Raw genomic sequence first — 26894 nt, 5'->3', positions numbered from 1 at the left:
ACGGTGGCGTTCTGGAACGAGAAGATAGAGACCATGGATAGGCGGGAGCTGGAGAGCCTGCAGTCAGAACGGCTTAGGCATACGGTGCAAAGGGTGTACGAGCGCGTCCCCTTCTACAGGCGCAGGCTCGATGAGGCCAACGTGCGCCCAGAGGACATCCATGGAATAGAGGACATCACCCGCCTCCCCTTCACCACCAAGCAGGACCTGAGGGACACCTATCCGTTTGGACTGTTTGCGGTCCCCCTCAGGGAGGTCATAAGGGTGCATGCTTCGTCTGGAACGAGCGGTAAGCCCACTGTCGTTGGGTACACGAGGGGAGACATCGAGCACTGGGCAGAGCTGATGGCTCGCAACTTCGCAATGGTGGGCGTGAGCAGCGAGGATGTATTCCAGAACGCCGCGAACTATGGGCTGTTCACAGGAGGGCTGGGCATCCACTATGGGATAGAGCGGATAGGGGCGACCGCAGTCCCCAGCGGCACTGGGAACACCATCCGCCAGCTCGAGCTCATGCGGGACTTTGGTGTCACAGTGCTCCACTGCACCCCCTCCTATGCCCTCTATCTCTCAGAGGTCGCCTCGGAGATGGGCATCATAGACGAGCTAAGGCTTCGCATAGGGTGCTTTGGAGCAGAACCATGGTCGTCATCCACCAGAAGAGAGCTCGAGGATGCACTGCACTGCAAAGCATACGACTCTTATGGACTCTCTGAGATGTATGGGCCAGGGGTGGCATTCGAGTGCACAGAGCAGGATGGTCTGCACATCTGGGAGGACTACTTTTTTGTGGAGGTGATAGACCCGAAGACTGGGGAGCAGGTGGCAGAGGGTGAGAAGGGCGAGCTCGTGCTCACCTCGCTGAGAAAGGAGGCGATGCCCCTCATTCGCTACCGCACTGGCGACATCACCCGTCTTCTCGAGGATGAGTGTGCGTGTGGGCGCACAATGCGGCGCATCTCCAGGGTGCTGGGAAGGGCCGACGATATGCTCATCGTGCGGGGCATAAACGTGTTTCCAAGCCAGATCGAGGAGGTGCTCATGAACATCAAGGAGATTGGGGACCAGTACCAGGTGATAGTGGACAGAAAGAGGCACCAGCTCGATGAGATAGTGGTGAGGGTGGAGCTCAATGAGCACAGCTTCACGGGCGAAATCACAGACCTGCAGCGGTTAAGGGAGTATGTTGAGCACAGGCTGAGGGACATGCTAAACTTGCGAACCCGTGTGGAGCTCGTGGAAAAGGGCACGATAGAGCGCACCGCTGGAAAGGCCAAGAGGATACTCGACCTGAGAAAGCTGGATGGTGATTGGCAATGATGGACTACTGGGACCCCCTTGTCGAGAGAATGCCAGAAGATGAGCTGAGGGAGCACCAGTCAAAGCGGCTTAGGCATCTCGTGGACTATGTGTATCACCACTCTACCTTCTACAGGCGCAGGCTCGATGAGGCCAACGTGCGCCCAGAGGACATCCATGGAATAGAGGACATCACCCGCCTCCCCTTCACCACCAAGCAGGACCTGAGGGACACCTATCCCATGGGGATGTTCTGCGTTGACCAGTCGCAGGTGGTTCGCTTTCACGCCTCCTCGGGCACCACGGGAAAGCCCACTGTCGTGGGGTACACCCACAGCGACCTCAAGTACTGGAGCCTCTCCCTCGCCAGAGCCCTGACATCCATAGGATGTGGAAGGCGGGACGTGATTCAGGTTGGCTATGGTTATGGGCTGTTCACGGGCGGGCTTGGGCTTCACTATGGGGCAGAGATGATAGGGGCGTCGGTGATTCCCACGAGTGCTGGCAACACCGAGCGTCAGATAGAGCTCATGCAGGACCTCAAGACCACTGCCATCGCATGCACTCCGTCCTACTTCCTCCACATAATGGAGGTGGCGGAGGGCATGGGTGTGGACATCGAAAGGGACACCCAGCTCAAAAAGGGAATATTCGGAGCCGAGCCATGGTCTGACGAGACCAGAAAAAGGATAGAAAGAGAGAGTGGAATTGATGCCTACGACATCTACGGCACCTCGGAGCTCTCTGGACCGCTGTTTACAGAGTGCATCCACAAATGTGGCATCCACATATGGGGAGACATGTTCTATCCAGAGGTCATAGACCCCAAGACCCAAGAGCCCGTTGGCGATGGGGAGAAGGGCGAGCTGGTAATCACCACACTGACCAAGGAGGCGTTGCCTCTCATCAGATACCGCATAGGCGACATCACCATTCTGGAGAGCGAGAGATGCGAGTGTGGACGCACGCACCCCAGAATCATGCGCATTCTTGGGAGATCCGATGACATGCTGGTGGTCAGGGGTGTGAACATATTTCCGAGCCAGGTCGAGGACGTGCTCATGCGCATTCCAGAGGTTGGGGAGCACTTCCAGATCATCGTGGACCGTGATGGAGCGCTGGATGTGATGACCGTGCAGGTGGAGGTCACGCCGCAGATGTTCAGCGACCGCGTGGGCGACCTCATGCGGCTCAAGAACCACATCGCCGCCCGCCTAAGGAGCGTGCTCAACGTGAGCACCAATGTGGAGCTGGTGGAGCACGGCACGCTTCCAAGGTCAATGGGCAAGGCGAAGAAGGTGATAGACAGGCGCAAGAACATTTAGGGGATGGAAGGTATGATAAGAAGCGAGATAGTAACCCAGATATCGCTCTTTGCAGAAAATAAGCCGGGAAGGATGTACAAGGTGTTTGAAACGCTGATGCAGGCTGATGTGGAGGTGCTGGCGTTCACCATTGCCGAGGCTGGCACATTTGGAGTGTTTCACATGGTGGTGGACAAGCCAGATGAGGCCTACAGCGCCCTGTCCAATGCGGGCTTTACCGTTTCGAGAACAAAGATACTCGGTGTGGAGCTCAAGAGCATCCACGACAGCCTGTACTGGATATCCAAGAAGCTTGCGGAGAACGATATCAGCGTGGACTACGCCTACACCTCGATGTCCAAGCAGAAGAACCCATACCTCGTGATGCGGGTGAGCGACAGCGAGAGGGCCAAGCAGGTGCTCGATGAGGGCGCTTAAATACCATCGATGAGGGCACTTAAATACCATTACTCTGATTTGAGGGTGTATGGCGCGAGCTGCCAGTGCCAGGAGGAAGACGAGCGAGACAGACATCAGCGTTCAGCTCGACATCGATGGTGGCGGTGCATCCAAGATATCCACGGGCATCCCATTTTTGGACCACATGCTCACAACTCTTGCAACCCACTCTGGGTTCGACCTCGTGGTGGATGCAAAGGGGGACATCGAGGTGGACGTGCACCACACGATGGAGGATGTGGCGATTGTGCTGGGAGATGTGCTCGATGAGGCTCTCTCTGAGAGAGGGGACATAGCGAGGTTTGCCCATGCGGTGGTGCCCATGGATGAAGCACTCTCGCTTGCGGCAGTTGACCTCGCGACACGCAGCTACCTCGTGTTCGATGTGCCCCTCGAGTGGGGACAGGTGGGCGGGGTGCCAGCCGAGCTGTTTGAGCACTTCTTTGACACACTCACCAGAAATGCCCGATTCACGCTGCACATCATCACGAGGGGAAGAGACCGCCACCACATCGTGGAGGCGTCATTCAAGGCAACAGCCCTCGCCCTCGGGCAGGCCACCCGTCCCATAGGTGGTGGGGCAAGGAGCACCAAGGGAGTGCTGTAGGCCCAAATGTCGCTGTGCGTGTACCTCCATCCCAGAAAGTCGAGTGTGCGCCTCTATCCTCTCTCCTCTCGCAGGGGCACGCCCAAGCTCGTGGGAGTGCTCTATTTTGGCAGAACCCAGAGGGGGCATCGCCCAGTTCGCTTTCAGGTGATGAGGGGGGAGAGGATAGAGTCCAGAGACCCGAGGGAGGCGCTGGAGCTGCTCAGGAGAGCATCGTCCCTCTGTGTGGTGGATGAGCCAGCGCATGCCACCACGCAGGCCCTCCGCGACATGCTCTCCGCATATCAGCTCACAGCCACCCCGGTGCAGGTGTGTCGGCACTGTCTTGCCCGTGGCACCATCACGCCAAGGGATGGCAGCTTTGTTCGCTATGGTGGTGAGCACATATGCTTCTCCTGTGCATCAGCCGAGCTGGAGCTGGAGCTTGCCACCCTCCTCTCTGCCACCCGCGGCTCTGCTGCTGCACGATATATGCGCTCGTTGCTCTCAAGGGTGAGGGACCTCGATGCGGTGCTCGCCCAGCTCACTCCCGAGGGAGTGAGGGATGAGCTCTCGCTCGTGGACGTGCTGGAGGCGGTGGACGAGCACACTGACATCTCATGGGCAGATGTCCCGCTGCATCCCCATCTTAAAAAGCTGCTCGCTAAGGAGTTCAAGAGGCCGCTGCCCATCCAGGCGATGTGTATCAGAGCAGGGCTTCTCGAGGGAGAGCACATGCTGGTGGCATCTCAGACGGCAAGTGGCAAGACCCTAGTGGGTGAGATGGCGGGCATCCAGAGGGTGCTCGAGGGCAGGGGAAAGCTGCTCTTCCTCGTCCCTCTCGTGGCTCTTGCCTACCAGAAGTATGACCAGTTCTCGTCCCGCTATGAGCTCGATGTCTCTTTGGTGGTTGGCAAGACAAGGGTCTGGACAAAGCAGGACAGCTATCCAGATGTGAACACCAGCCTCGATGCGGACGTGCTCGTGGGCACATACGAGGGAGTGGACAGCGTGCTTCGGGCTGGAGGCTCGCTGGGAAGGGTGGGGTGTGTGGTGGTGGATGAGGTGCACATGCTCATGGATGAGGAGAGGGGGCACAGGCTGGACGGGCTCATTGCGAGGCTGAAGCACGCCCATCCAGATGCTCAGATGCTCTACCTGTCCGCCACCGTGGGTGAGCCAAGGGCGCTCGCCAAGAGCCTTGGAGCCAAGCTCGTGGAGTACACCCACCGCCCCATCCCCTTAAGAAGGCATCTGATTTTCTGTCCTTCCCAGAAGAAACACAGGGTGATACGGAAAATTGTGAATATCCAGTGGAAGCTCGTTTCATCCAAGGGCTACCGTGGGCAGACCATCGTGTTCACAAGCTCGAGAAGGCGGTGCGAGCAGCTCGCCAAGCTGCTGAGCACTCACGAGGTGCCAGCGAGGGCATACCATGCGGGGCTTCCAAGCCAGCGGCGGAGGGAAGTCCAGAGGCGGTTTGAAAGCGGAGAGATAGGGTGTGTGGTCACCACGGCGGCCCTCTCGGCTGGAGTGGACTTTCCAGCCTCGTGCGTGGTGTTCGACTCGCTGGCAATGGGTATAAAGGAGCTTGGCATCGGCGAGTTCAACCAGATGCTGGGAAGGGCTGGAAGGCCCGACTATCACGATGAGGGCAGTGTGTATCTGCTGGTTGACCCAGCGAGAAGGATTGGACCCCACACAGAGGATGAGCTTGCCCTGATGCTGCTGAAGGGGGAGGTGGAGCCCGTGAAGGTCGAGTATATCCATGAGGCAATGCTCGAGGAGGTGCTGGCAAGCTGTGCCTGTGCACGAACACTCCCCGAGCTCGAGCAGATATGCTCCAGCATGCTCGCCTCGCCCAGCGCGGATAAGTGTGTTCGTACACTCTCCCATCTTGGGCTTGTAAAGCTCAAGGGCAAGCACATCTCTCTTTCTGAGCTTGGAAGGGTGGCAGCCACGAGCTTTCTTGCGCCCTCCGAGCTAATGAGCATGCTCGAGCACGTGCGCTCTGGAACACCTCCCCTCGAGGCATTGGTGCACATTGCGGTGCTCGATGCGGTGCACCTTGCCATGAGAAGAGATACCTCAGTCTCCGATAGGGTGTTTTCCCATATGTTCGAGGGAATGCTGGAAAGGCAGATGCTCAGGAGGTTGGGGGCGGATGCAGAGAGGGTGTTGAGGTTTGTCCGTGATTTTCTCTCGTGCAAGTGTGCAGAAAACCCGTTTTGTGGCTGCCCTGAGCGGCAGTTCTCCAAGAGAGTTATCGAGCTTAGGGCAGAGGGGCTCGACCCCGAGGAGATTAACGATGTGCTGAGGGAGGAGTATGGGGTGTACGTATATGGTGGGGACATGTACACCTATCTCACGCAGGCCGTGCGGTTGCTGGAGAGCTATGAGCAGCTCTGCGAGCTTGCTGGCATGCACGAGCTGGCAGAGCAGTCGAGAGCGCTGGCAGAGCGCATCGAGGGCACACCACCGGGCAGCAAGCTTTTATAAGTCGGCACAGAGATATGAGGTGAGGGAGGGCTTAGAGATGTTCAAGGCGAGTATCAGAGCCGAGTTGCTGAGGGATGCACTCGAGGTCATGAACACACTCGTGGATGAGGCAGTGATACAGGTGGGCGAGGGGGGGCTGCACTCAAAGGCAGTGGAGCCAGCCAACGCCGCCATGGTGGTTCTCGACATGGAGGCAGGGGCGTTTGAGGCCTATGAAGCTGATGGAGGCGAGCTCGGCATTGACCTCAGCAGGCTGTTGAAGGCGGTCAGCATGGCTCAGAAGGGGGACATTACCATGCTGGAGCTGGAGCAGGACACACACAAGCTCAGGCTCGAGCTGTCTGGTATTACCTATCATCTTTCCCTGCTCGATCCCTCCACCATCAGGCGTGTCCCAAGGGTGCCTCAGCTCGAGCTTCCAGCTCGCATCATCATGCAAGGGGTGGACTTTCAGCGGGCCATAAGGGCGGCCTCGGATGTGGGAAGCTACCTTGCCCTCGGTGTTGAGAACGAGGAGTTCTATGTGGAGGTGGAGGGCGATACCGAGAAGATGAGGTTCACGCTCACAAAAGATGAGCTAATCGACCTTAAGGGGAGCAATGCGAGGTCCCTCTTCTCGCTGGAGTACCTCAGGGACATCAGCAAGAGCAGGGCGATGTCGAATTCTGATATCCTGATTGAGATTGGGATAGACTATCCCATGAGGCTCTCTTTCGATTTCGCCGATGGCACGTGCAAGGCCACCTACATCGTGGCACCGAGGGTGGAGTCAGCCTGAGATGCAGCTCTCCCAGTTCTACAACCTCCCCTTCACCAAGAGCGCCGCCGAATATGTGGATAGCCTCGATGTAGAACTGCTCGATATTGTATACAAGAATGTGTATGACATCGCCCTGAACAGGGCAGAAAGCAGGATAGTGCAGGCACTCGAGGGAGATATCGAAAAGCCACTCTTTGCTGACAGCCAGATAACTGAGATGGAGGTGGAGCTGCTCTCTTACCCCATAGCAAGGCTCCTGCTCTCCTGTATAGGGGACTTGTACGCCATCCGCAGGTATGCGCTCAAGGAGGCAAAGAGTTCTGGTGAGTTCCTGAAGGGTGTGCTCTCCAAGATGGATGAGGGGGAAGCCCTGTCCTTCTTAGAAGAGCTGGCGCACGAGCTCGGTGTTAGGGTGGAGCACATGGAAGGAGGCTCTCGGATGTCCCTCACATCATATCTGAAGTATGCGAGCCACATCCACGAGCCCAGATGGAAACTCGTCAATCGCGAGGTCGACCGTGGGATGGTCGTGGTTCGAAGGGACGAGATGATAAGGCTGCTTCAGGAGGCAATGCGAACGAAGGTCGAGGAAGGGATGCCCCTCAGCGTGCCCCCGGAGGTGTGCAGAAGGCTCTCGGTGCGCATAGGCAGGATAAGGACTCTCTTGGGGGAGAAGAAGGCGAGGTTTGAGCAGGAGAACGTGAGGGGTCCAGAACGTGCATATCCCCCTTGCATCAGGGAGGCGATGAGGCTTGTAAGAGAGGGGATGAACCTTCCCCACTCCCAGAGGTTTGCCCTCACATCCTTTCTGCTCACCATAGGGTGGGGTGTGCAGGAGGTCGTTGAGCTGCTCGCATCCTCCCCAGACTTTGATGAGAAGATGGCCACATATCAGGTAGAGCACATCGCGGGCTCCACAGGAACTACGTATACTCCCCCCTCGTGTGCTACCATGCAGACGTATGGCAACTGCATGGGCAAGGATGAGCTGTGTGCGAGGGTGAGCCATCCCCTTGCCTACTACAGGTGGCGGGTGAAGAAAGAGGGGCGGGTGAAGAAAGAGGGGGAATAGCTCTATATGAGATGAACCAAAAGATATGCTGGAGGTGCGCAATGGCCGTTGACACACCAGAGCAGGCATCCTCCCTCATCAAGCGCTGGCTTGTGGACAGGGGGTACTTCGTGGAGGAAGAGAAAAGGGAGGAGGCCCACTTCCAGTATGCAGCTCGGAGCGGGATTGGGATGAACTTTGTGGTAGTACAGCCCAAGGCTCTTAGAAGATCAGTGATCGTGGCAGCAAGGCTCACGCTGCATCCAGACCACCTCAAGGCACTGCATGCCATGAATCCCTCAGAGAGGCACGAGCTGCTGATGGATATAAGGTATGGACTGCTGTTTTCACCTACTGCGTTTCGCACAGAGCCACCAGAGGACGACCTCGTTCGCTCCTTTGTGTTTGAGGTGGAGATAACGTATGATGAGCTCACAGAGGGTAGCCTGCTAAGGGCGATGAACGATGTGCAAAGGGGCCTGCTGTACGTGGTGTGGAAGCTGACAGATGCCTTTGGGAAGGCCCAAAGCGGGGAGGACTACGACATGATGGTGCAGTGAAAATATTATGGAGATGATCGATACAGAGTGAAGGCCATGAGTGAAAAAGAAGAGTCAAAAAGCCCAGAGAGGGCGATGGCTGAGATTGCGCCGACGTTGCACGTGGGCAAGTCTGGAATCACCACGCAGCTGCTCGAGGAGCTTACAAGGCAGCTCGAGAAGAGGAAGGTGGTGAAGGTGAGGCTGCTGAGGTCTGCAAGGCAGTCCATGGACACCGAGCAGGCTGCAAGGCAGCTGGCAGAGGGCACAGGTGGCAGAGTGGTGGATATAAGGGGCGGGTGCATTGTGCTCAAGAGGCAGTGAGTTAGGCTTAACTACCCGCCCACCCCTCTACTTCATCCCTCTAATGAATCAGGGGGCCTTCGTAGCGACGTTTAAAAGATGTAAAAACATGTAAAAACATTTATCTAAAATGGTGTGGTTGTTGACCAACAGCCGTATTCATCAGGATGGTCTTTTGCTGCATCCTGAGGAGGTGATTTGTTGTGATGTACAGTCGTTATGAGGACATCCCAAAATTGAGTTTACCAGAGGGGCAGGAGGTGTACGTCAGCGATAGCACCATCAGGGACGGCATGCAGATGCCAGGCATCGTCATGACAACAGAGCACAAGCTTCGAATCTACAGGGCACTTCACGAGATTGGCGTGGAGAAGCTGGAGCTGTTTGCGTATCACGAGAGAGACAGGATGGCCATAAGGGAGATGCAGGACTTGGGCTATGAGAAGCCAGAGATTACGGGTTGGGCGAGGGCCAACCCAGCGGACATCGATATCATTCTTGGTGTGGATGGGATAGAGGAGACGGGCATCCTGATGTCAGTTTCAGATGTGCACATAAAGACCAAGATGGGGCTCTCTAACAGGCAGGAGGCCGAGGAGAAGTATCTAAGTGCCCTGCAGTATGCGGTTGACCATGGACTAAGAACTCGAGCCCATCTGGAGGATATGACGAGAGCGGACAACTCGGGGTTTGTGTTTCCCCTCGTTCGCAAGATTGTGGAGATTGACCCGGAGTGCATAATAAGGGTGTGTGATACAGTTGGATATGGGGTACCGTTTGAGTGGGTGGGCGAGCCCTATGGCATTCCCTACCTCATCAGGGGCGTGAGGGAGGCTGGTGCAAGGCACGTGGAGACCCACTGTCACGATGACTTTGGCATGGCATTCATCAATTCCGTTGTGGGGTACTGGTATGGTGCCGACTGGTCGAGCGTCACGTTCTTGGGGATGGGGGAGAGGGCTGGAAATGCCGAGCTGGAAAAGCTGTTGCTGTTCTTAAATCAGAGGTTGGGGATAGACAAGTACAATCTCAAGCCACTGAACCCCCTCGCCCGCTATGTCCAGCGAGAGCTTGGCATCAGGATTCCTAGAAACAAGGCCGTGGTGGGCGAGAACATCTTTGCCCACGAGTCTGGAATACACACCGCTGGCGTGCTCAAAAACCCGTTCAACTACGAGCCCTATCCGCCAGAGGTGCTTGGCGTGGAACGAAAACTCTTTGTGGGCAGCACCTCGGGAGCAGATGTGATTGCCCACAAGGTGGAGGAGATACTCCAAAAGGAGCTCGGAGTATCCATAAAGGTCAACAAGCGGGACAAGCGAATCGAGGCAATCACACGGGAGATTCAGAGGCTGTACAACGAGGAGAAGCGACGCTCATGCATCTCAGACGACGAGATGAAGGAGTACGTGAAGAAGTACTACCTAGTCGAGGCCCTCATACACGAGGATGGCGGGGAGGATGATCAGAGTGGCACCTTTGAGTGAAGCCTCTTCTGCTCTATCTTCTTTCTGTTGATTGAGTACAACAGTTGCTTACGAAGTAACCAACATTTACAAAATGTCGCTAAGAAAGCCCCTCGTTTCAAGGGGGATGAATTAAGAGGGGTGGGAGGGGGTAGAGACAGTTATACCCTTTGTCAAAACGCTTCGACGAACTTCGCTTTGCAAGAGCTCTCACCTTCCTTACGAACTGGAAGCCTCGCCCTTCAGGGCGGGGAGGAGGTCAGACTATCCTTCATCCTCGTACACCACGCTCTTTAGCCCACGACTCATGGCAATCCTGCCAGTCCTGCACATCTCGAGGATGCCAAAGTCCCGAAGCAGACTCTCCATGGCATTGATCTTCTCCTCGTCCCCTGTGATCTCTATTATGAGCGAGCGCTTGCTCACATCGATGATGTTTGCCCTGAACACGTCCACGAGCTGCATGATGGCAGGACGAGTGGAGGCATCGGCTGCCACCTTGAACAGGGCAAGCTCTCTCTCCACTGACTCCTCGGAGGGAAGGTCCGAGACCTTTATCACGTCTATCAGCTTGTTGAGCTGCTTGCTGACCTGCTCGAGCACCCTGTCATCTCCTCTCACCACGATGGTCATCCTCGATATCTCTGGGTTCTCTGTCACTCCAACTGCCAGAGAGTCGATGTTGTAGCCCCTTCTTGCAAACAGCCCAGCCACCCTTGCGAGCACCCCCGACTTGTTCTCTACGAGGACTGCGAGTGTATGCTTCATGTTCATCCCTCCAGCATCTCGTTGATGGAGGCTCCCGCTGGCACCATGGGGAACACGTTTTCCTCTGGGTCGCACACGAAATCTATCACAGTGGGACGGTTCGCTCTAAGGGCTTCCTCTATCACATCGTCCACCTCACTGGGCCGCTCTGCCCGAAGCCCCAGTGCACCATAAGCCTCTGCCAGCTTCACGAAGTCCACACTCCCCTCAATGCACGTCTCGGAATATCTGCGGCAGAAGAACAGCTCCTGCCATTGTCTCACCATCCCTAAGTAGCCGTTGTTCAGTATGGCAACGATTACGGGCACATTACTCTTCACGGCGGTGGCAAGCTCGTGGCTGTTCATCTGGAAGCTCCCATCCCCCGCGATGTCGAACACGGTCTTGTCTGGCCTTCCGAGCTTTGCCCCTATCGCCGCTGGAAAGCCATAGCCCATTGGACCAAGCCCGCCTGGTGAGATGAATGTCCTCGGCTCGGTGTACGTGAAGAACTGGGCTGCCCACATCTGGTTTTGGCCCACCTCAGTGACGATTATGGCATCCTTGCATGCCTTGTGTATGCGCTCGACCACGTACTGGGGCTTGATGACCGCATCGCTGTACTCATACTGAAGGGGAAACTCCCTCTTCCACTGCTTTATGCGCTCTATCCACCTCTCTGAGCGGCACCTGTCCACGTACTTCAGCAGGCTCTGGAGCACGTGTTTGCAGTCTCCCACGATTGGAATATCCACCCTCACATTCTTGCCTATTTCGGCTGGATCTATGTCGATGTGGATGATCTTTGCCTCTGGGGCGAAGGAGTCCACCTTTCCCGTCACCCTGTCATCAAACCTCACCCCGATTGCTATCAGAAGGTCACTCTCCTGCACGGCATAGTTGGCGTACTTCGTGCCATGCATGCCCAGCATGTGCAGGGCGAGGGGGTGGTCCTCTGGAAACACCCCAATTCCCATCAATGTGGTGGCCACGGGCGCCATGATTTTCTCTGCCAGTGCCCTGACCTCTTCTGCCGCATTTGATATGATGGCCCCACCGCCCACATATATCACGGGCCTCTCAGCCTTGGCTATGGCGAGGGCAGCCCGCTTGATCTGCTGCTCGTTGCCCATGAGCTTGGGTCTGTATCCCCTGAGATTGACCTCCGCAGGGTACTCAAATTCGATCTCCTCTGTGGTAACGTCCTTTGGAAGGTCTATGAGCACTGGGCCCGGCCTTCCAGTGGATGCGATGTAGAATGCCTCCTTTATGATTTTGGGGATCTCAGAGGCATCCTGTACAAGGTAGCTGTGCTTGGTGATGGGCATCGTGATGCCCTTGATGTCCACCTCCTGAAAGGCATCGTTGCCTATGAGTGGTCTTGGAACCTGTCCCGTGAAGACTACGAGGGGCACGGAGTCCATGTAGGCGTTGGCAATACCGGTGATGAGGTTGGTGGCTCCGGGGCCAGAGGTTGCCATGCACACCCCCACCTTGCCAGTGGCTCTGGCGTATCCATCCGCAGCATGGGCCGCCGACTGCTCGTGCCTTACCAGTATGTGTCTTATGTCTGAGTCAAATAGGGCATCGTAAGTGGGCAGTATCGCCCCGCCAGGATACCCAAATATGATGTCCACACCCTCCTTTCTCAGAGATTCGATGATGGCTTTAGCCCCTGTTATTCTGTTGCCAGACAAAAGACCTCCTCCGTGCGTGTTCGAGACCGTCCCACTTTTGGGAGTATTGTTTAAATGCTTTTGGGTGGGCGCAGCAGCCTGCCTTCCTCGTCGATCTCTCCTCTGGCTATGCGGGAGGATGAGATGGGAACCCCATCCTCTGCGAGCACAAATGGCACGAGCACGACCTCGATTGGGCTTTTCCCCCTCTTCTCCCTCTCCTCGTTGATGCGCAGCGCCACCTCGTGGGTCTCTGGTGATACCACGATGTAGTCGAAGTCCTCATCGAGCGTGCTGCCAAATGGGTCATTCAGCATGATGACCTCTGGATGCACACCACAGCACGATTTAGCCCACTGGAGCAACCTCTCCTTTCTGATTTCATAGGGCTCCACATATCTTGACCTCTTTTCGGCCATTTGCTGACTCGTGAGCCCTATGGTGGTGTTGCCAAGCGAGAACGCCCTTTTGAGCAATGCCTTGTGTCCCCTGTGAAGTGGGGAGAACGTGCCACCCACCGCCACTCTTGCCATGGCGCATCCATTGCCGTTGCCCTACATAAACCCTGCCAATGCTTATATTGGAGCATGTTTATCTCCCTGTCCGAATGGACATCCAGCTTGCAATTCCAGATGGTACCCGCATGGAGGAGAAAACCGTCGTGCTGGAGAGCGACCTCATCGTGGGAAGCGGGGTGGACTTTGGGTATGGCGTGATTGCCAACAACATCAGGGCAGGGGAGCGGGTAAGCTTTGGGGGCACACTCGATGCCAGAGGGGATGTGGAAATCGATGGCTTCTCGTCGGTGTCGGGAGACCTCGTAGCCAGAGGGAATGTGTACCTTGGGGAGGGGGTGAGGATTGGCGGCAGGCTCGTGGTGGATGGCGACCTCGACATCGGAAGAGAAATCAAGATTGAGGAGGGCTTCGAGGCACACGGTTGGATACGCATACGCAACCCCCTGCCCTTCGTGCTCTACATCTATCTGTATCTCTTGGCGCTGTTGCAGCTTGGAAGGGCAGAGCAGGTGGAGGAGGCATTAAATGAGCTGTTCTCGGAAGAGGCACCAGACCCCACGCAGGTTATGGTGGTGCCCCCGAGGAGCATGCTGGATTTCAACACCATCCAGACGCCTGCGCCCGTGGTGGTGGGAAGAGGGTGCAGGCTGGTGGGCAACATAAGGGCAAAGAGCGTTGAGATGGGTGAGCAAAACGAGCTGTTTGGAGGCATAAGGGCTCGCACCAGCGTGGTACTCGGAAAGGACAACGTGATTCATGGCGGAATCGAGGCACGGCACGTGAGGGTTGAGCAGGGTTGCCGCATTCTTGGGAGGGTCAAGGCCCATACGCTGGAGGTGCATCCCAGCATCGATGTGGAGAGCCTCGTTGCCTCGGAGAGCATGGTGTTCATAAGGGATGTTGAGGAGCTGAGGGAGGGGAATGCAGCTCTGGATAGGGGGGAGGGATGAGTGCTCTCTGCCACTGAGCTGGAGTGCGCCAGCGGCTTTTTCGCCGCATGCTGGGGCTCATGCTACGGGCGTCCATACCAAATGGAAGCAGGACGTGGTGTTCTTCGAGGGCGCACACTGGGCGGTGGAGTGTTGATTACGGAGTAATCAGCAGTTGCTTACGAAGTAAGCAACTCTGAGAAGATAGCCTGCACCCAAAAATTGATTAGCCCTCATGTGGACGTAACTGTCATGTTGGTGTATGGTGGCTGTGCCCATGGGTTCGAGAGCTGGCATTACTGCACACCAGTGGGCACGAAGAACCCCCCAACACGCAGTGGATGAGTGAGGTGAGCACAAGTGCCCATAGACCCTGTGTGTGGCATGGAGGTGAGTGAGGAGGAGGCTGCCGCCACCTCCGAGTACAGGGGCAGGACGTATTACTTCTGCAACCCCTCATGCAAGGAGAGGTTCGATGCCTCTCCCGAGTCCTATGTGGTCGAGGAGTGCGAAGTGTGCAAGATAGACGAAAGCATGCTGGAGGGGTTGGAAAAAGAAGAGACGCCCAAGGGGGGAGCCACCAAGACGACAGTGATTCCCATCACAGGTATGTCCTGCGCCTCGTGCGTCGCCAAAATCGAAAAGGCACTCTTGAGCATTGATGGAGTGGTTCGGGCAAACGTCAACCTCGCCACCGAGCGGGCTACCATAGAGTACCTCGATACCATGGTGAGCCCCGCAGAGCTCATGCGGGCGATAGAGGATGCTGGCTACAAAGTGGTCGCCGAGGGCGAGATGGCGCTGGACAGGGAGCAGAGGGCAAGAAAGCAGGAGCTATCGAGGCTCAAGAGAAAGGTGGCATTCAGTGCGAGCATAGCGGTGCCCGTGTTTTTGCTGAGCGTGTTCTCGTCTCAGCTGGTGGCACTTGGCATCGATAGGAATGTACTTCATCTCTTCCTCATGGCTCTTGCCACGCCAGTGCAGATTTGGGCTGGTGCTGAGTTCTACAGGGGTGCGTGGGGGGCCCTCAAACACGGCACTGCCGACATGAACACGCTCGTTGCGGTGGGCACATCCGCTGCCTTTCTCTATAGCATAGCAGGCACGCTGGTTCCGCAGTTTTTCGAGAGGAGTGGTCTTGAGGTGCACGTGTACTTCGACACTGCCGTGGTCATCATCACTCTGATACTGTTTGGAAGGCTGCTCGAGGCGAGGGCAAAGGGTCAGACCTCGGAGGCGATAAGAAGGTTGCTCTCCTTACGGCCAAGGAGTGCCACACTCATCAGGGATGGGAAGAGGGTGGAGGTGCCCATTGAGGATGTTGGAGTGGGGGACATTGTGCTCGTGCGTCCGGGTGAGCGCATTCCCGTGGATGGTGTGATTGTAGAGGGGCACTCCAGTGTGGACGAGTCCATGCTCACTGGGGAGTCCATACCAGTGGACAAGGACGTGGGAGATGAGGTCATAGGTGGAACGCTGAACACCACGGGGGCGTTCACATTCAGGGCTGAGCGTGTGGGGGCAGACACCACCCTGTCCCAGATTATACGGCTCGTGGAGGAGGCACAGGGCTCCAAGGCACCCATTCAGCGGGTGGCAGACAGGATAGCTGGAATATTCGTGCCCATCGTGATATTCATTGCCGTCGTGGCGTTTAGTGTGTGGTATTTTCTCGGACCCGAGCCAAGGTTCACATTCGCCCTTCTGAGCTTCGTTTCGGTGCTCATCATCGCATGTCCCTGTGCTCTGGGGCTTGCCACGCCAACTGCCATCATGGTGGGCACGGGCAGGGGAGCCGAGAGCGGCATCCTCATCAGGGGAGCCGAGAGCCTCGAGCTTGCTCACCGTGTGAGCATTGTGGTGTTCGACAAGACTGGCACCCTCACCACTGGGAGGATAGAGGTGACTGACGTGTTCCCCTTAGATGACCTCGATGGGGATGCCGTCCTCTCCCTTGCGGCTGCGGTGGAAGGTACCTCGGAGCACCCCCTCGCACAGGCGGTAGTGAGGGCGGCCTCCCATCTCTCCATTCCCAAGGTCTCTGGGTTTGAGTCATATCCCGGCATGGGCATCAGGGGGGAGGTGGATGGCTCGCAGGTGCTGGTGGGCAACGACAGGTTGATGTCCAAGCTCGGTGTGCCGTTGGACAATGCCCTTGAGAGAGCCATCCCGCTGCTTGAGGAGGGAAAGACGGTGATGTATGTGGCGAGAGATGGTAGAGTGGTGGGGCTCGTTGCAGCTGCAGACGTTCCAAAGCCAGAGGCCACCCGTGCCCTTTCAACCCTAAGGCAGATGGGCATATCCACCATGATGCTCACGGGAGATAATGAGCGCACCGCAGGAGCGATGGCGAAAAGGCTGGGCATAGACCGATACATCGCCGAGGTGCTCCCAGAGGACAAGTCCAGAACGATTCAGAGCCTCCAGCAGCAGGGCGAGGTGGTGGCGATGGTCGGGGATGGTGTGAACGATGCTCCAGCCCTCGTGGTGGCCGACGTGGGCATAGCCATAGGTGCTGGAAGCGATGTCGCCATCGAGGCTGCCGACATCATCCTCATGCGGGACAACCTCATGGATGTGGCAAGAGCAATAAGGCTCTCGAAGATGACCGTGAGGGTCATCAGGCAGAACCTGTTCTGGGCGTTCATATACAACACGGTTGGAATACCAATTGCGGCTGGGGTGCTCTACCCGTTCTTTGGCATCCTGCTCAACCCCATGGTGGCCGCCCTTGCCATGGCGTTCTCCTCGGTCTCGGTGGTGTCCAATTCCTTGAGGCTCAGAAGATACACTCCATAGGAGGGCGAAATGCTAACAAGGCAGCAGAGGTTTATTTATGCTCTTTCGGCATGGATGTTTACCGTTCTTATCCTCATGAGCCTCACTCGCAGCTATGACATCACCCTGTTTTTCATCCTGATGCTCATAGGGCTTCTCGTGCTCGTTGAGCTCACGAGTCCGTATCACATCTCCCCAAAGTGGATAAGAAGGCTCAGCTGGGTGGTAGCAGCAGGTGTTGTTGTATTCATGGCAATCGTGGTAAAGAAGGCAATGGACATACTGGGCACATAGCCATCATGCCCCTCAGCTGGTGCCCCTGCCTCCTCTGAGGTCCTGTGCCTTTAGGTAGGAGGTAGCCATGATCTCAACAGCGCGCTGAGCTCGTTTGTTGCGGCGGTTCAGCAAGCGATACATGAGCCTTATGAACCTTGGAGCGATGAGGAGCGGTAGCCTTCCAATCTGGGAGTTGAACAGGGAGACGACCACCTCATCTGGTTCCTCGCTCTCTGCCACCAGCCTTATGAAGTTTATGAACCTCATGCAGGAGGTGGCAAAGTCGGCATCCCTCCTCATTACCTGCCCCATTCCCTTCTCGACCCTTTCGAGAAACTCCCACTTGTCCTTTCCATCGGCTATTGTATAGCATAGCCCCAGCACCTCTCCGTAGTGGTCATCGGAGCCACCACATGTGGGCACACCCACCTCTGAGGCGATGTGCTCTGCTATGTCGTTCATCAGAGCCACACGGCTGCCGTTTACCTCTATGAGGGAAAACTGCCCGGCGATGTCCAGTGTTCCCCTGTATACCTCTTCCATCCGCCGCTGCCCCTCCGGGCTGTACAGGCTCTCCACTATCTTCTGGCTTATTGCCTCTCCGTTGTGTAGCCTCCTGTTGAGAAGGGTGGTGAGCACACCCCTCACCACTTTGGAGAATGTGATGTTGCCATCCGGCGGCTGCCACAGGGGGTGGTTGAGGCTGCACACGAGCCCCTCTGCATCGAGGTAGGGCATCAGCCTCTCCAGTCTCACGAATCCCCCAGCGTCCCTGAGGCGGTCAATGTGGGCAAACTGGCGCTCATCGAGCCCGAACACATTGGTGTGCACGATTCCCACTTCTGGGCATCGGCACGAGAGCTCCACTCCAGAAATCACACGCTCGGCTGCCAGCTTTCCCACTTCTCCCATCATGGAGAGCTCATCCATGAGCTGGACATATCCAGCCATTGTGTCGTGGTCTGTGAGCACGAAGTAGTACATTCCCCGCTCGAGGGCTGAGAGCAGTCGGTTTAGCGGCCTCTGAGAGAGCACATCTGGCACATCCGAGGAGTAGCTCGAGTGCACATGCATATCACATCCCATATGGGCGCACATATGGGCGCACTCGCCATCGAGAAGCTCTCTCAGCCTCTGCGCTGTCCAGCTCATCATGCCACCCCGTATGTTATTACTCCATGTCCTGCATGATTCTCATCACCCTCGCCATCGTGCCGAACATCACCAGATTCTCCATGAGGGCACGATTTGTCCTCGAGATGGCATACTCATCATTTTCCCATTCTATCCCCTCGTAGGCTATCGTTTTCAGCACCAGCCCGAAGGGTGGAGCGGGCTCGATGCTCTCCCTGTAGCTCTCGGGGCTGAGTAGCTGTGCTATCCACTCTTCGTCCTTTATACCCTCCCCCACTATCTTCAGGGCGGTGATGAGCCTTCTGACCATTGTCCTGAGAAAGCTGTTGGCGGCGATGGTGAGGTGCACGAACTCTCCATCCAGCCTGACTTTTATCTGGTTTATCCTCCTGATGGTGCTGCCATTGTCGTCCTCGACGCTCGCAAAGTTGGCAAAGTCGTGCTCTCCTTCCAGCATCCTACACGCCCTTCTTATCGCCCGTATGTCGTAGCCCTCGTTATACAGGATATACTCATATACCCTCTCCTTTGCATCATATCGGGGATTAAACTCGGGTGAAACGATGGCACGTGCCCAGCACCATATGAAGGGAGGAAGGTAGGCGTTGATGGCCTTTGGAAGGGCTCTTTCTGGATGTGGTGTGTTGAATGCCACCACCTGTCCGAGGGCGTGCACTCCCGCATCTGTCCTGGATGCCCTCGCATAGGCAGCCCTCTTGGGATCGTCCATGATGCCAAGTGCCGAGAGAGCCTCAAAGAGATAGGTCTCCACAGTGGGCACATCGGGCTGTATCTGAAACCCAGAGCACTGGGTGCCCATGTAGGCGAGTCTAAGCGCTATTCTCATCATAACCCCTCACAGTGGCTCCACGCTGATAACAGAGAGGGGCACGGACTTAAGTGCCTTGCCAATAACACTCTTGGCGATGCGGGAGGCGTGCTCCTCGCTCTCGGCATCGAACACCCTCATCTGGAGCACGAGTCCGACGAGGGCGGTCTTGGCTACCAGAAAGGCACTGTCGAATATTTCCCCGCAGGAGGGACAAAACCTCTGTCCCACATCCACCTCCACGTAGTCGAGCTTGGGGTTGAGCCGTTTGCCAGCCTCCGAGATTGCCACTCCCATGGCATCGTCCAGCGTGTTCACGTCCTTGACCACCCATGCTGCCTCAAGCGAAACGAGATAGTTTCCCACCCAGACATCTCCTCCTTATCCTCGTCCACAACTCAAGCTTTTTATTGTTTTCCCTACAGCGTGAACAGCGTTTTGCTTTTCGCTCTGAGCACGCCCATTCTCACTCCAGCATCGAGAAATCCATGTCCATAGCTAAAGCACACGAGGGCATTCACGAGGTCGTTCTTCCCCATGAAAAAGATGCCATCCTCGTGATACGCCCTCGCCATTTCCAGAAGGTCACATCCTGCCCTGAAGAGGAAGCTATCCCTCATGGCAGCAATCTCCACTTCCTCGAGGGCACGCTCCAGCATATCCCCATACCTCTTTGCTTTCTCCTCGAGTGCAGGTGGCTCGACCATGTATGGGGGTTGTGGGGGTAGTATTAAGCATTATGCCCCAAGGGCTGCCAGGGCCTTTACTGGAACCGCCTCCACCTTCCTGTACACCTCGTATGGGGACATCTTCTTGCCATTCACGGTTAGCAACCTTTCCACTGGAATGCCAAACAGCCTCTCATTTTCTCTGAGGTAGGGCTCTATGAGCTTCCAGTCTCTCTCGCCAAGCTCGGCGAACCTTCCACCATTGAGCTGTCCCTCATCGAGCTTTTCCATGGGGTCTCGGATGTATACGGCGCCTCCAGAGGCAAGGGAGAACAGGTTGCCACCTGGATAGGGCTCCTCGAGGTCTATGATGTTGCCCCTTTCATCAAAGGATACTCCGTTCACGATGACAAACCCTCCACCACTCAGGGGGTTTCCAGCCATCATGGACTCGGCGAGGTAGTCGAGACACGTGCCATTTATCACCGCCCTTGGAGAGCCCACGGCGTTTATCAATGGCCTTCCTGCGGCATTTCCGAGCACGTACACCTCTGCTCCCTTGGCGCCATACATGAATGTCTGCCCCACATCCCCGTGTATCACCAGCTTTCCAGATTTTATGATCTGAGCTACCTGATCCTGTGCACTTCCATGCACGTACACCTCTGCCCCATCCATTCCAGAGCCAAGGTAGTCCCCGCTCGAGCCATACACGTCTATTCTGACACCATGGGAATTTGGACCCAGCCCACATCCTATGAACCTGTGCCCCCGCGTGTTGAACACGATGAACTCTCTCCAGCCCATGCGGTAGGCGTCCACGATGAACCTTGCGACGCTATGCTCTCCCTCCTGTGCAAAGCCCGCAGCATCAACCACGAGCACCTGCTCGTTCAGTGGGGCACATAGGTCCTCTCTGTGGGGGGCATCCACCAGCACGTATCTCTCTGATGAGCCCACGTAGGGACATGAGGCAAGGAGCTTATTGAGGGCACGCTGCACACGGGAGAGCACCACACTCCGCCTAACACTCACGGGGTCATACCTTCTATCGAGCATGAGGGTTAGGCAATGTATGAGGGCCTCCAGTGAGCCATCACAGGAAATGAGGTGTTCGAGTGCTGCCTCAATATCGAGCCGCCCGATGTTATCCACCATCCACGAGAACAGGGCCTTCCCGTCTCCCTTTTGCGCAAGCTGCTGGATGCGCAGGGCGTCCTCATCGGTGAACGTGCCCTCGCATGTGTAGGGTAAGGTATCCATATCCACGGGAGCACCAAACTTGTTGGTCGCCTCGAGCACCCCATCTCTGAGGGTAAATATGAATGCCCCACCATCGGTGTAGCTTCCTCCCCTCGCATTCCAGTATCGGTCTGCCACCTCATCAAAGCCCTTTTTGTGTGCGGCAAGCTCGCCCAGCACTGCATCTATCGCCTGCTTTTCTGAGGCTATCAGGGCGATTGTGTGCTCCCTCTGCTGGAGGGCAAACACCTGCGGTCGCAGCATCGAGGTGTCCGTGATGCCTATGAGCTGCATCTCGTTTCTGGCGGGAATGTTGCGTGCAAGTATGAAGAACCATGGACCATCTGGCGAGGCGTGCACATGCAGGGCCTGTATCGTCCTGTAGAGCCGCCTCTTCTCTACTGGTAGAAGCTCGATGTCCCGCTCGGTGGTGGGGGCAATTGCCTCTATCGTGTACTCCAGCGGGTACTCCAGCTTACGGGTGTACAGGTCAAACAGCAGCGCACCAGCTTCGGTGTCCGTGAGGAACATGGGCTCATAGCCATACTCGGACAGGTAGCTTGCGAGTGAGGAATAGTTGGCGAGGTCGCCGTTGTGCACAAGAGCCTCGTGCATTGCCATGAAGGGGTGCGCTCCGCCGGGATGCCACACCCTGCCACGGGTGGGATAGCGCTGGTGTCCCAACCACACGTGTGCCTTCAGGTCCTCGAGCTTGTAATACTGAATCACATGCTCTGCATAGCCCACTGCCTTGAGGATGAGCATGTTCTTCCCATGGGAGAGCACGAACGCCCTGAGCACCCCGTTGGCATAAAACCGTCGGTTGATGCTCGTGCTCGTTCTGAATACCAGCTCGTCATCTGCCTTCTCTCCAGCAAGCCCCTCTATCTGCTCAACGGCACCCCTTCTTGGGGTGCACATGTATAGCCACACCTCTGGGGGTCTCACATCGAGCCCCATCTCCTCTGCATCTCCACTTTCCAGCTTTTTGCAGTGCTCGATTTCGAACACGGCATCGAGCTCCCGCTCCACCTCGTCTCGCGCAGAGGGGTCGAGGTACGCCACTGTCACTATGTAGTCTCTCCTGAGCATGTCCTCGTCTACTCCCAGCCATGAGGGGTCCAGCCCAACCGCAGCAATACCCCCTCCCTTGCCGTTTCCTCTGTTGTGCATCTGCACCAGTGCTCTCTCTAAATACCGTGCCTCGATGGGCATGGTGGATATGAGTCCAACGACACCACACCCGCCCTCTTGTTCTGTCTGTCTGAACGTCATGTGTACTTCACCTCTGATACTGGAGAAGGTCCGTGCGTCCCCTTAGCTCCTCGATGCTCTCAAGCTCCAGCGCCGAGAGCAGCTCTCTCAGCTCCACATACCATGCATGGAACAGGTTGCTTATTCTGGCTGCGGCCCACTGCGTTTCCACCTGCTTTACAAGCTCAGGGTCTGTGGTGGCTATTCCCACGGGACATCCCCTGCCACTCTTGCAGTTGCCACACCGCCTGCAACCCATTGCCACCATTTCAGAGGTGCCCACCACCACTCCGTCTGCTCCGAGGGCTATCGCCTTGGCGATGTCGTGGGCTGTGCGTATTCCGCCGCTGGCAATGAGCACCATCTTGTCTCTGACACCCTCCTGTGTTAGGAAGCGATGCACTTTGGTTATTGCATACTCCACGGGCATTGCGATGTTCTTCTTGGCGATGTTGGGGGCAGCTCCAGTACCTCCATAGCTGCCATCGATGTGCACGATGTTTGCTCCGGCATAGTACACGCCCACTGCCACCATGTCCACGTCGGCGGGGGTAGATACCTTCGCAGAGACCACAGCATCTGGGTTTATCGAGCGTATCCAGTCCACGTGTTTTCTATGGTCCTCGATGGAGTACACACTGTGGAAGGGGAAGGGTGAGAAGAGGCTGGAGTGGGGTACCACTCCTCGCATCTTGGCAACCTCTGGAGTCACCTTGTCTGCGAGCAGGTGCCCACCAAGCCCGGGCTTTGCCCCCTGGGCATACTTGAACTCCACGATTCTTGAGCGGGCGATTGTTTCCTCCCTCACGCCAAACAGCCCCGTCGCAATTTGCGTGATGACATGATCCTTGAAGGGTATGAGCTCATCCGGATATCCGCCCTCACCCGTGCACACGAACGTGTCCCACCACGAGGCAGCCATCGCCCTTGCGAGGATGACGTTCATGCTCACCGAGCCATAGGACATTCCTCCCCCATACCATGGCACACCTATGCGTATCTTCTGGCCAACCTTTCGCCTGTTCAGCTCTATGGACAGGCTCACATCCTCTGGCCTTACGGCAGAGCTGCCGTGAGGAATGCGAAAGCGCAACCTGTCGAACCCCCCACCGCTCTTGCCCACGCGATGTTCGATGTTGGTGGGTGGCATCCCTGTTTCTGCCTCCATCCACGTGGCTGCTATCAGCTCACCAGTCCATCGTTTATCTCCCACCACCTCAAGGAGTGGGTTTGCGCCCACTTCGAGTGCTCCCCTTGGGCACTTCATCACGCACTGGGGCTCGCCACCACAGCTACCACAGCTGTCACACAGCCAGCTCTTGGGAGGAGACATCACGGCATATCCATACTTTCGTTCGTGCACGCCCCTCGTGCACACAATCTCACACATCCCACACGCTATGCACCTTTCGGTATCCCTCGATACGACGTAGGGGCTGAGCCTCTTTGCAGCTCTTAAGGGCGCCTCCTTTGGAGAGGGAATCTTTTGTATCATCCTTTTTTCGATTATTTCCATGCTCATTCCTCCTCAAACCCGCACATCTTCACGAACTCCTGCTCGAGCTCTCTGTGAAGTAGCATCCTTCCAAACTCCCCCCGCATCCTTCTAACATCCTTTATACCCATGGCTCCAGCCACCTCGAGCAGCTGGTCCCTCCACGAGCACATCAGGTTTCGTATCCTCGCCACCCCCCACTCCATCTCCACGTGGGATGAGGAGGGGGGCTGGTCTGGGAGGAGGTACTCGAGGGCAATCAGATATGCCGTGTCTATCACAACTGCATCCGCTCCACACAGCAGACACTTGGGAACGTGCTCTGCCAGTGCAATGCCCCCCTCGGCGACCACCGAGATGCGCTCCCTTGCCCCCACCTCAATCAGGTGCCGGTGCACGGTGCGTAGCACATCAGTGATGTGCACATCTCCAACCATTCCAGCATCATCGCCCACAAGATGCACCACGTGTGCCCCCGCATCCATTAGCTCGAGCACCCTCTCAGAGAGCTCCATCGTGCCGTGGGGCGCGAGCCTTGCCATGGTGACTACTCCCTCTGGCACACCTTCATCGAGCACAAGCTGGGCATCGAGCTCCACAATGTTGACGCCATCTATTGCCTCTACGCTGTTCAGGTGAGGCACCATCCAGGGGGCATAGGTGGAAAAGCTCTGCAGTGTGGTAGGAGCAACAATCACGAGCGTTCCGAGCTGAGAGGCAGCCTCGAGCACGCATTGCTGTATTCTCTCGTCTGAGGGCATCTTGCCGAAAATCACGGGAAACGGTATGTCGATGAGCATGGGGGCCTCCTCGTCCAGAACGCTCCTAGGTCTTCTTCCAAGCTGGACTGTGGTGGAGATGTACTCCCTTCCGTGTATTCCGTCTCTTGTGGGTCTCACAATTTCGGACATGTCGGTCCATATCCCATCGAACCCATCACCGGCGAATGGACCTCCGTATCCCGCACCCGACACGGGCACCCTCCCAGTGGAAGCCTCGAACAGCAGGGTGGCAACATCCTCGCCCCTCACGTGCCTGATGCTGCCTGCATACAGCGGAGACGGTTTGACGTGGATAGCCTCCACAGGGCACTCCGTGACGCACCTGAAGCATGCATGGCAATTTTCAGAGCGCGGCTCTGCCATCAGCCTGGGGTCGTCCTTCCTTCGGGCGTGCACGTCGTATACACATGCCCTGATGCAGTGTCCGCAGTTGATGCATGCCTCAGAGCGCTCTATCTCGAGCCTGCCAGCACGCACCCTCCTGTTTTGGGCTTCAGAGGGGGTGATGTGGTACCTACCCATGGAGCATGCCCCCATCGGCAAGCTTTCTGTAGCTCTCCTCCGACTCCACGAGGCGAGTTAGCCTCTCTATGTCTTCGGTGGGCATGGGGTATCCAGAGAGTTCCTCCTCCAGCTTTTCCCACACCGCCTTTAGGTTGAGACCAGCTTGGCATACCTTTTCACACTGTCCGCAGTGCAGGCACAACATGAGCCTCGACCCCTCCTCGGCGTCCAGTTTCCCTTCTTCCCTGAGCATGCGGGCATAGAACAGCTTTGCCCTTGGCGAGAGCCGCTCATCACCGAGCAGTGCCACCGCAGGGCATACGCTCACACATGCACCACAGTGGGTACAGCTTTCATAGGCGTCCCTTACCACGTCTGGCTTTTCCTCGTGCTGTGGGCTACCCAGCAGGGGAGCAATGAGCCTCGAGCCCCTCACGAGCCTCGAGCCCATCAATTGCTCGAGAAGTGGCACCCTCGTGGCAAGCGAGAAGAACTTTCCCGGGTTGAGAATGCCCTTGGGGTCTATCTCGTGCTTGTACTGCTTCAGGGCATTCCATTCTTCTCTTGTAAACGCCTTCTTGGCATAGGGGGTGTTCCACGTGCCAATGCCGTATGGTCTTCCCCCAATGGCCACGCCCTCCTGCGTGAGGGCGAGCACGAGGCTCAGGTGCGTCATGTAGGGGAGCGTCCTTCGCTTGTTGGTGATGAAGGTGGGCACCACCAGCGCGAGGTCTTTCCCCATCACGTGCACCTCGGTGCTTATCGACACCCCGTATCCCCTTGCAAGTGAGTGTGCCCTCTCGATGTACTCGGGGGCGACATCCATTGGACAGAGTATCTCCGATGCCAGCAGTCCAGGACCGAGCTTCTTGGGCTTTAGCGGGAAGAATCTCTGACCCCACACGTAGCTGGCCTGCCACGGCTGGGCCTTGGGCACATCTTCTATCCCCTCTTCACTCTCGACGAGCAGGGCACAGCGCTCTGGGAGCAGGTCCTCGCCGAGCAGCACGTTCATCTCGTGCATCCTTCCTTCCTCGAGCATGACGATGTGCAGCACATCCTTTCGGCGAGCAAGCTCGCTCGCCTTTTCGAGCGCCCCTCGAGGTGAATCAAACAGCAGCAGGTCCAGCTTTGAGGATGGAACGTGCCCCACCTTTAGCACTGCAGAGAGCACTATTCCCATCTGTCCCTCTGTGCCAAAGTGATGGGAAAAGCCCTCATCGCCATTATGAATCCATCTGACATTTCCCGTGCCATCCACCACCTCGAGGGCATCCACCAGCGTTGAGAGATGACCGTATCTCAGGCTGTGAATCCCGTACCCACCAGTGGCTATCCATCCCCCAACAGTGGAAAACCAGCTGGTCGGGTATGTGTACATGGTGAGTCCGTCGGGAAGCCGCTCATTCAGCTGTGCCCATCGCACACCAGCCTCCACCCTCGCTGTGCCCTTTTCGACGTTTATATCCATAACAGAGGAGAGGTGTGAGAGGTCGAGCACGATACCTCCTTTCACGGGCATGACACCACCATAGGGTGAGGTGGCACCTCCCCTTGGCACGATGGGAATCTCGTGCTCGAACGCATACCTTACGGTGCTCACCACCTCATCCCTCGAGCGGGCAATCACCACTCTATCGGGTTTTTTTCCAAACAGAAGGCACTTGAGAATCTCTGGTATATCTGCCTGATCTCTCACAAACAGCTTCCCATCCACGCCTCCAATGGGGGTGGACGACAGCCCACACTCATCCGTCACTACCACACCTCCAAACCCACAAGCAGCGTCGTGCTCT

Annotated in this window: 24 protein-coding genes; 13 read left to right on the top strand and 11 right to left on the bottom strand. The window is 56.7% G+C overall.

What is annotated here, in order from left to right; all coding sequences use genetic code 11:
• The first annotated feature begins 3 nt into the window (after positions 1 to 3).
• From BP07_RS01660 to BP07_RS01615, 10 genes are all read left to right on the top strand, one after another.
• On the top strand, positions 4 to 1320 hold the full coding sequence (locus BP07_RS01660) for a phenylacetate--CoA ligase family protein (RefSeq protein ID WP_042684709.1): 1317 nt from the start codon (positions 4 to 6) through the stop codon (positions 1318 to 1320).
• Positions 1317 to 2624: a phenylacetate--CoA ligase family protein gene (locus tag BP07_RS01655; RefSeq protein WP_042684706.1), complete on the top strand. Its 1308-nt coding sequence runs from the start codon at positions 1317 to 1319 to the stop codon at positions 2622 to 2624. Before BP07_RS01660 ends, BP07_RS01655 begins: the two co-directional genes overlap by 4 nt.
• Positions 2625 to 2636: 12 nt before the next feature.
• On the top strand, positions 2637 to 3041 hold the full coding sequence (locus BP07_RS01650; RefSeq protein WP_084174042.1) for a hypothetical protein: 405 nt from the start codon (positions 2637 to 2639) through the stop codon (positions 3039 to 3041).
• 49 nt (positions 3042 to 3090) lie between these two features.
• Entirely contained in the window at positions 3091 to 3669 is a 579-nt protein-coding gene (gene hisB / locus BP07_RS01645; RefSeq protein WP_042684702.1) for an imidazoleglycerol-phosphate dehydratase HisB, read from the top strand.
• Positions 3670 to 3675: 6 nt separating this feature from the next.
• Entirely contained in the window at positions 3676 to 6147 is a 2472-nt protein-coding gene (locus tag BP07_RS01640) for a DUF5814 domain-containing protein (protein ID WP_042684700.1), read from the top strand.
• Between the two features lie 19 nt (positions 6148 to 6166).
• The gene (locus BP07_RS01635; RefSeq protein WP_169736227.1) at positions 6167 to 6925 is read left to right on the top strand and encodes a DNA polymerase sliding clamp; all 759 of its coding nucleotides are present in this window, start codon (positions 6167 to 6169) and stop codon (positions 6923 to 6925) included.
• Position 6926: 1 nt separating this feature from the next.
• Complete coding sequence (locus BP07_RS01630; RefSeq protein WP_042684694.1) at positions 6927 to 7979, top strand: DNA primase large subunit PriL; 1053 nt, start codon at positions 6927 to 6929, stop codon at positions 7977 to 7979.
• Between the two features lie 41 nt (positions 7980 to 8020).
• Positions 8021 to 8518: a DUF2299 family protein gene (locus tag BP07_RS01625; RefSeq protein ID WP_042684691.1), complete on the top strand. Its 498-nt coding sequence runs from the start codon at positions 8021 to 8023 to the stop codon at positions 8516 to 8518.
• 36 nt (positions 8519 to 8554) lie between these two features.
• Positions 8555 to 8821: a YhbY family RNA-binding protein gene (locus BP07_RS01620; RefSeq protein WP_042685050.1), complete on the top strand. Its 267-nt coding sequence runs from the start codon at positions 8555 to 8557 to the stop codon at positions 8819 to 8821.
• Positions 8822 to 9006: 185 nt separating this feature from the next.
• Positions 9007 to 10287 carry a LeuA family protein gene (locus BP07_RS01615; RefSeq protein ID WP_042684689.1) on the top strand — a complete coding sequence of 427 codons (1281 nt, stop codon included), beginning with the start codon at positions 9007 to 9009 and terminating at the stop codon, positions 10285 to 10287.
• A 243-nt stretch (positions 10288 to 10530) separates the two neighbouring features.
• Here the strand turns inward: BP07_RS01615 and ilvN are convergent, their stop codons facing one another.
• Genes ilvN through BP07_RS01600 form a run of 3 tightly spaced genes read right to left on the bottom strand, consistent with a single transcriptional unit; the run spans position 10531 to position 13222 of the window.
• A complete protein-coding gene (gene ilvN / locus BP07_RS01610) occupies positions 10531 to 11034 on the bottom strand; it encodes an acetolactate synthase small subunit (protein ID WP_042685047.1) in 504 nt (167 codons plus the stop codon).
• 2 nt (positions 11035 to 11036) lie between these two features.
• Complete coding sequence (locus tag BP07_RS01605; protein WP_042684684.1) at positions 11037 to 12710, bottom strand: acetolactate synthase large subunit; 1674 nt, start codon at positions 12708 to 12710, stop codon at positions 11037 to 11039.
• A 50-nt stretch (positions 12711 to 12760) separates the two neighbouring features.
• Positions 12761 to 13222, bottom strand: a complete 462-nt coding sequence (locus tag BP07_RS01600) for a phosphopantetheine adenylyltransferase (RefSeq protein ID WP_042684682.1) — start codon at positions 13220 to 13222, stop codon at positions 12761 to 12763.
• Positions 13223 to 13296: 74 nt separating this feature from the next.
• On the opposite strand from BP07_RS01600, the gene BP07_RS01595 reads away from it, so the two are divergent.
• The 3 genes from BP07_RS01595 (at position 13297) to BP07_RS01585 (ending at position 17208) form a co-directional block, all read left to right on the top strand.
• Positions 13297 to 14157 (top strand): polymer-forming cytoskeletal protein, encoded by an 861-nt coding sequence (locus BP07_RS01595; protein WP_042684681.1) that lies wholly within the window; start codon positions 13297 to 13299, stop codon positions 14155 to 14157.
• A 339-nt stretch (positions 14158 to 14496) separates the two neighbouring features.
• On the top strand, positions 14497 to 16935 hold the full coding sequence (locus BP07_RS01590; RefSeq protein ID WP_042684678.1) for a heavy metal translocating P-type ATPase: 2439 nt from the start codon (positions 14497 to 14499) through the stop codon (positions 16933 to 16935).
• 54 nt (positions 16936 to 16989) lie between these two features.
• Positions 16990 to 17208 (top strand): hypothetical protein, encoded by a 219-nt coding sequence (locus tag BP07_RS01585; protein WP_157203023.1) that lies wholly within the window; start codon positions 16990 to 16992, stop codon positions 17206 to 17208.
• A gap of 12 nt (positions 17209 to 17220) precedes the next feature.
• Here the strand turns inward: BP07_RS01585 and BP07_RS01580 are convergent, their stop codons facing one another.
• Genes BP07_RS01580 through BP07_RS01545 form a run of 8 tightly spaced genes read right to left on the bottom strand, consistent with a single transcriptional unit; the run spans position 17221 to position 26857 of the window.
• Positions 17221 to 18345 (bottom strand): PHP-associated domain-containing protein, encoded by a 1125-nt coding sequence (locus BP07_RS01580; protein WP_042684674.1) that lies wholly within the window; start codon positions 18343 to 18345, stop codon positions 17221 to 17223.
• 16 nt (positions 18346 to 18361) lie between these two features.
• The gene (gene truA, locus BP07_RS01575; protein WP_245597019.1) at positions 18362 to 19174 is read right to left on the bottom strand and encodes a tRNA pseudouridine(38-40) synthase TruA; all 813 of its coding nucleotides are present in this window, start codon (positions 19172 to 19174) and stop codon (positions 18362 to 18364) included.
• A gap of 6 nt (positions 19175 to 19180) precedes the next feature.
• Entirely contained in the window at positions 19181 to 19519 is a 339-nt protein-coding gene (locus BP07_RS01570) for a DUF555 domain-containing protein (RefSeq protein WP_042684669.1), read from the bottom strand.
• 53 nt (positions 19520 to 19572) lie between these two features.
• Positions 19573 to 19860 carry a DUF357 domain-containing protein gene (locus tag BP07_RS01565; protein WP_042684665.1) on the bottom strand — a complete coding sequence of 96 codons (288 nt, stop codon included), beginning with the start codon at positions 19858 to 19860 and terminating at the stop codon, positions 19573 to 19575.
• Between the two features lie 30 nt (positions 19861 to 19890).
• A complete protein-coding gene (locus BP07_RS01560; RefSeq protein ID WP_084174038.1) occupies positions 19891 to 22338 on the bottom strand; it encodes a GltB/FmdC/FwdC-like GXGXG domain-containing protein in 2448 nt (815 codons plus the stop codon).
• Between the two features lie 7 nt (positions 22339 to 22345).
• Positions 22346 to 23839: a glutamate synthase-related protein gene (locus tag BP07_RS01555; RefSeq protein WP_211247032.1), complete on the bottom strand. Its 1494-nt coding sequence runs from the start codon at positions 23837 to 23839 to the stop codon at positions 22346 to 22348.
• Positions 23836 to 25116, bottom strand: a complete 1281-nt coding sequence (locus BP07_RS01550; RefSeq protein WP_169736226.1) for a glutamate synthase-related protein — start codon at positions 25114 to 25116, stop codon at positions 23836 to 23838. Before BP07_RS01550 ends, BP07_RS01555 begins: the two co-directional genes overlap by 4 nt.
• On the bottom strand, positions 25109 to 26857 hold the full coding sequence (locus BP07_RS01545) for an FAD-binding protein (RefSeq protein WP_042684661.1): 1749 nt from the start codon (positions 26855 to 26857) through the stop codon (positions 25109 to 25111). The genes BP07_RS01550 and BP07_RS01545 overlap by 8 nt, the downstream gene beginning before the upstream one ends.
• Positions 26858 to 26894 lie beyond the last annotated feature (37 nt).

It is taken from the genome of Methermicoccus shengliensis DSM 18856 (genome assembly GCF_000711905.1).
Classification (GTDB): Archaea; Halobacteriota; Methanosarcinia; order DSM-18856; family Methermicoccaceae; genus Methermicoccus; species Methermicoccus shengliensis.
Note: the sequence above shows the minus strand (reverse complement) of the source record. Positions and strands in the feature narration are given on the sequence as shown.

Excerpts from the sequence above, each read along its gene's own strand:
- BP07_RS01565 (WP_042684665.1), bottom strand. The coding sequence starts at position 19,860 with ATGGTCGAGCCACCTGCACTCGAGGAGAAAGCAAAGAGGTATGGGGAT.
- BP07_RS01615 (WP_042684689.1), top strand. The coding sequence starts at position 9,007 with ATGTACAGTCGTTATGAGGACATCCCAAAATTGAGTTTACCAGAGGGG.
- BP07_RS01560 (WP_084174038.1), bottom strand. The coding sequence starts at position 22,338 with ATGACGTTCAGACAGACAGAACAAGAGGGCGGGTGTGGTGTCGTTGGA.
- BP07_RS01655 (WP_042684706.1), top strand. The coding sequence starts at position 1,317 with ATGATGGACTACTGGGACCCCCTTGTCGAGAGAATGCCAGAAGATGAG.
- BP07_RS01555 (WP_211247032.1), bottom strand. The coding sequence starts at position 23,839 with ATGAGCATGGAAATAATCGAAAAAAGGATGATACAAAAGATTCCCTCT.
- BP07_RS01550 (WP_169736226.1), bottom strand. The coding sequence starts at position 25,116 with ATGGGTAGGTACCACATCACCCCCTCTGAAGCCCAAAACAGGAGGGTG.
- BP07_RS01620 (WP_042685050.1), top strand. The coding sequence starts at position 8,555 with ATGAGTGAAAAAGAAGAGTCAAAAAGCCCAGAGAGGGCGATGGCTGAG.
- hisB (WP_042684702.1), top strand. The coding sequence starts at position 3,091 with ATGGCGCGAGCTGCCAGTGCCAGGAGGAAGACGAGCGAGACAGACATC.
- BP07_RS01625 (WP_042684691.1), top strand. The coding sequence starts at position 8,021 with ATGGCCGTTGACACACCAGAGCAGGCATCCTCCCTCATCAAGCGCTGG.
- BP07_RS01640 (WP_042684700.1), top strand. The coding sequence starts at position 3,676 with ATGTCGCTGTGCGTGTACCTCCATCCCAGAAAGTCGAGTGTGCGCCTC.
- BP07_RS01580 (WP_042684674.1), bottom strand. The coding sequence starts at position 18,345 with ATGATGAGCTGGACAGCGCAGAGGCTGAGAGAGCTTCTCGATGGCGAG.
- BP07_RS01585 (WP_157203023.1), top strand. The coding sequence starts at position 16,990 with ATGTTTACCGTTCTTATCCTCATGAGCCTCACTCGCAGCTATGACATC.
- BP07_RS01630 (WP_042684694.1), top strand. The coding sequence starts at position 6,927 with ATGCAGCTCTCCCAGTTCTACAACCTCCCCTTCACCAAGAGCGCCGCC.
- BP07_RS01595 (WP_042684681.1), top strand. The coding sequence starts at position 13,297 with ATGGACATCCAGCTTGCAATTCCAGATGGTACCCGCATGGAGGAGAAA.
- BP07_RS01600 (WP_042684682.1), bottom strand. The coding sequence starts at position 13,222 with ATGGCAAGAGTGGCGGTGGGTGGCACGTTCTCCCCACTTCACAGGGGA.
- BP07_RS01650 (WP_084174042.1), top strand. The coding sequence starts at position 2,637 with ATGATAAGAAGCGAGATAGTAACCCAGATATCGCTCTTTGCAGAAAAT.
- truA (WP_245597019.1), bottom strand. The coding sequence starts at position 19,174 with ATGATGAGAATAGCGCTTAGACTCGCCTACATGGGCACCCAGTGCTCT.
- ilvN (WP_042685047.1), bottom strand. The coding sequence starts at position 11,034 with ATGAAGCATACACTCGCAGTCCTCGTAGAGAACAAGTCGGGGGTGCTC.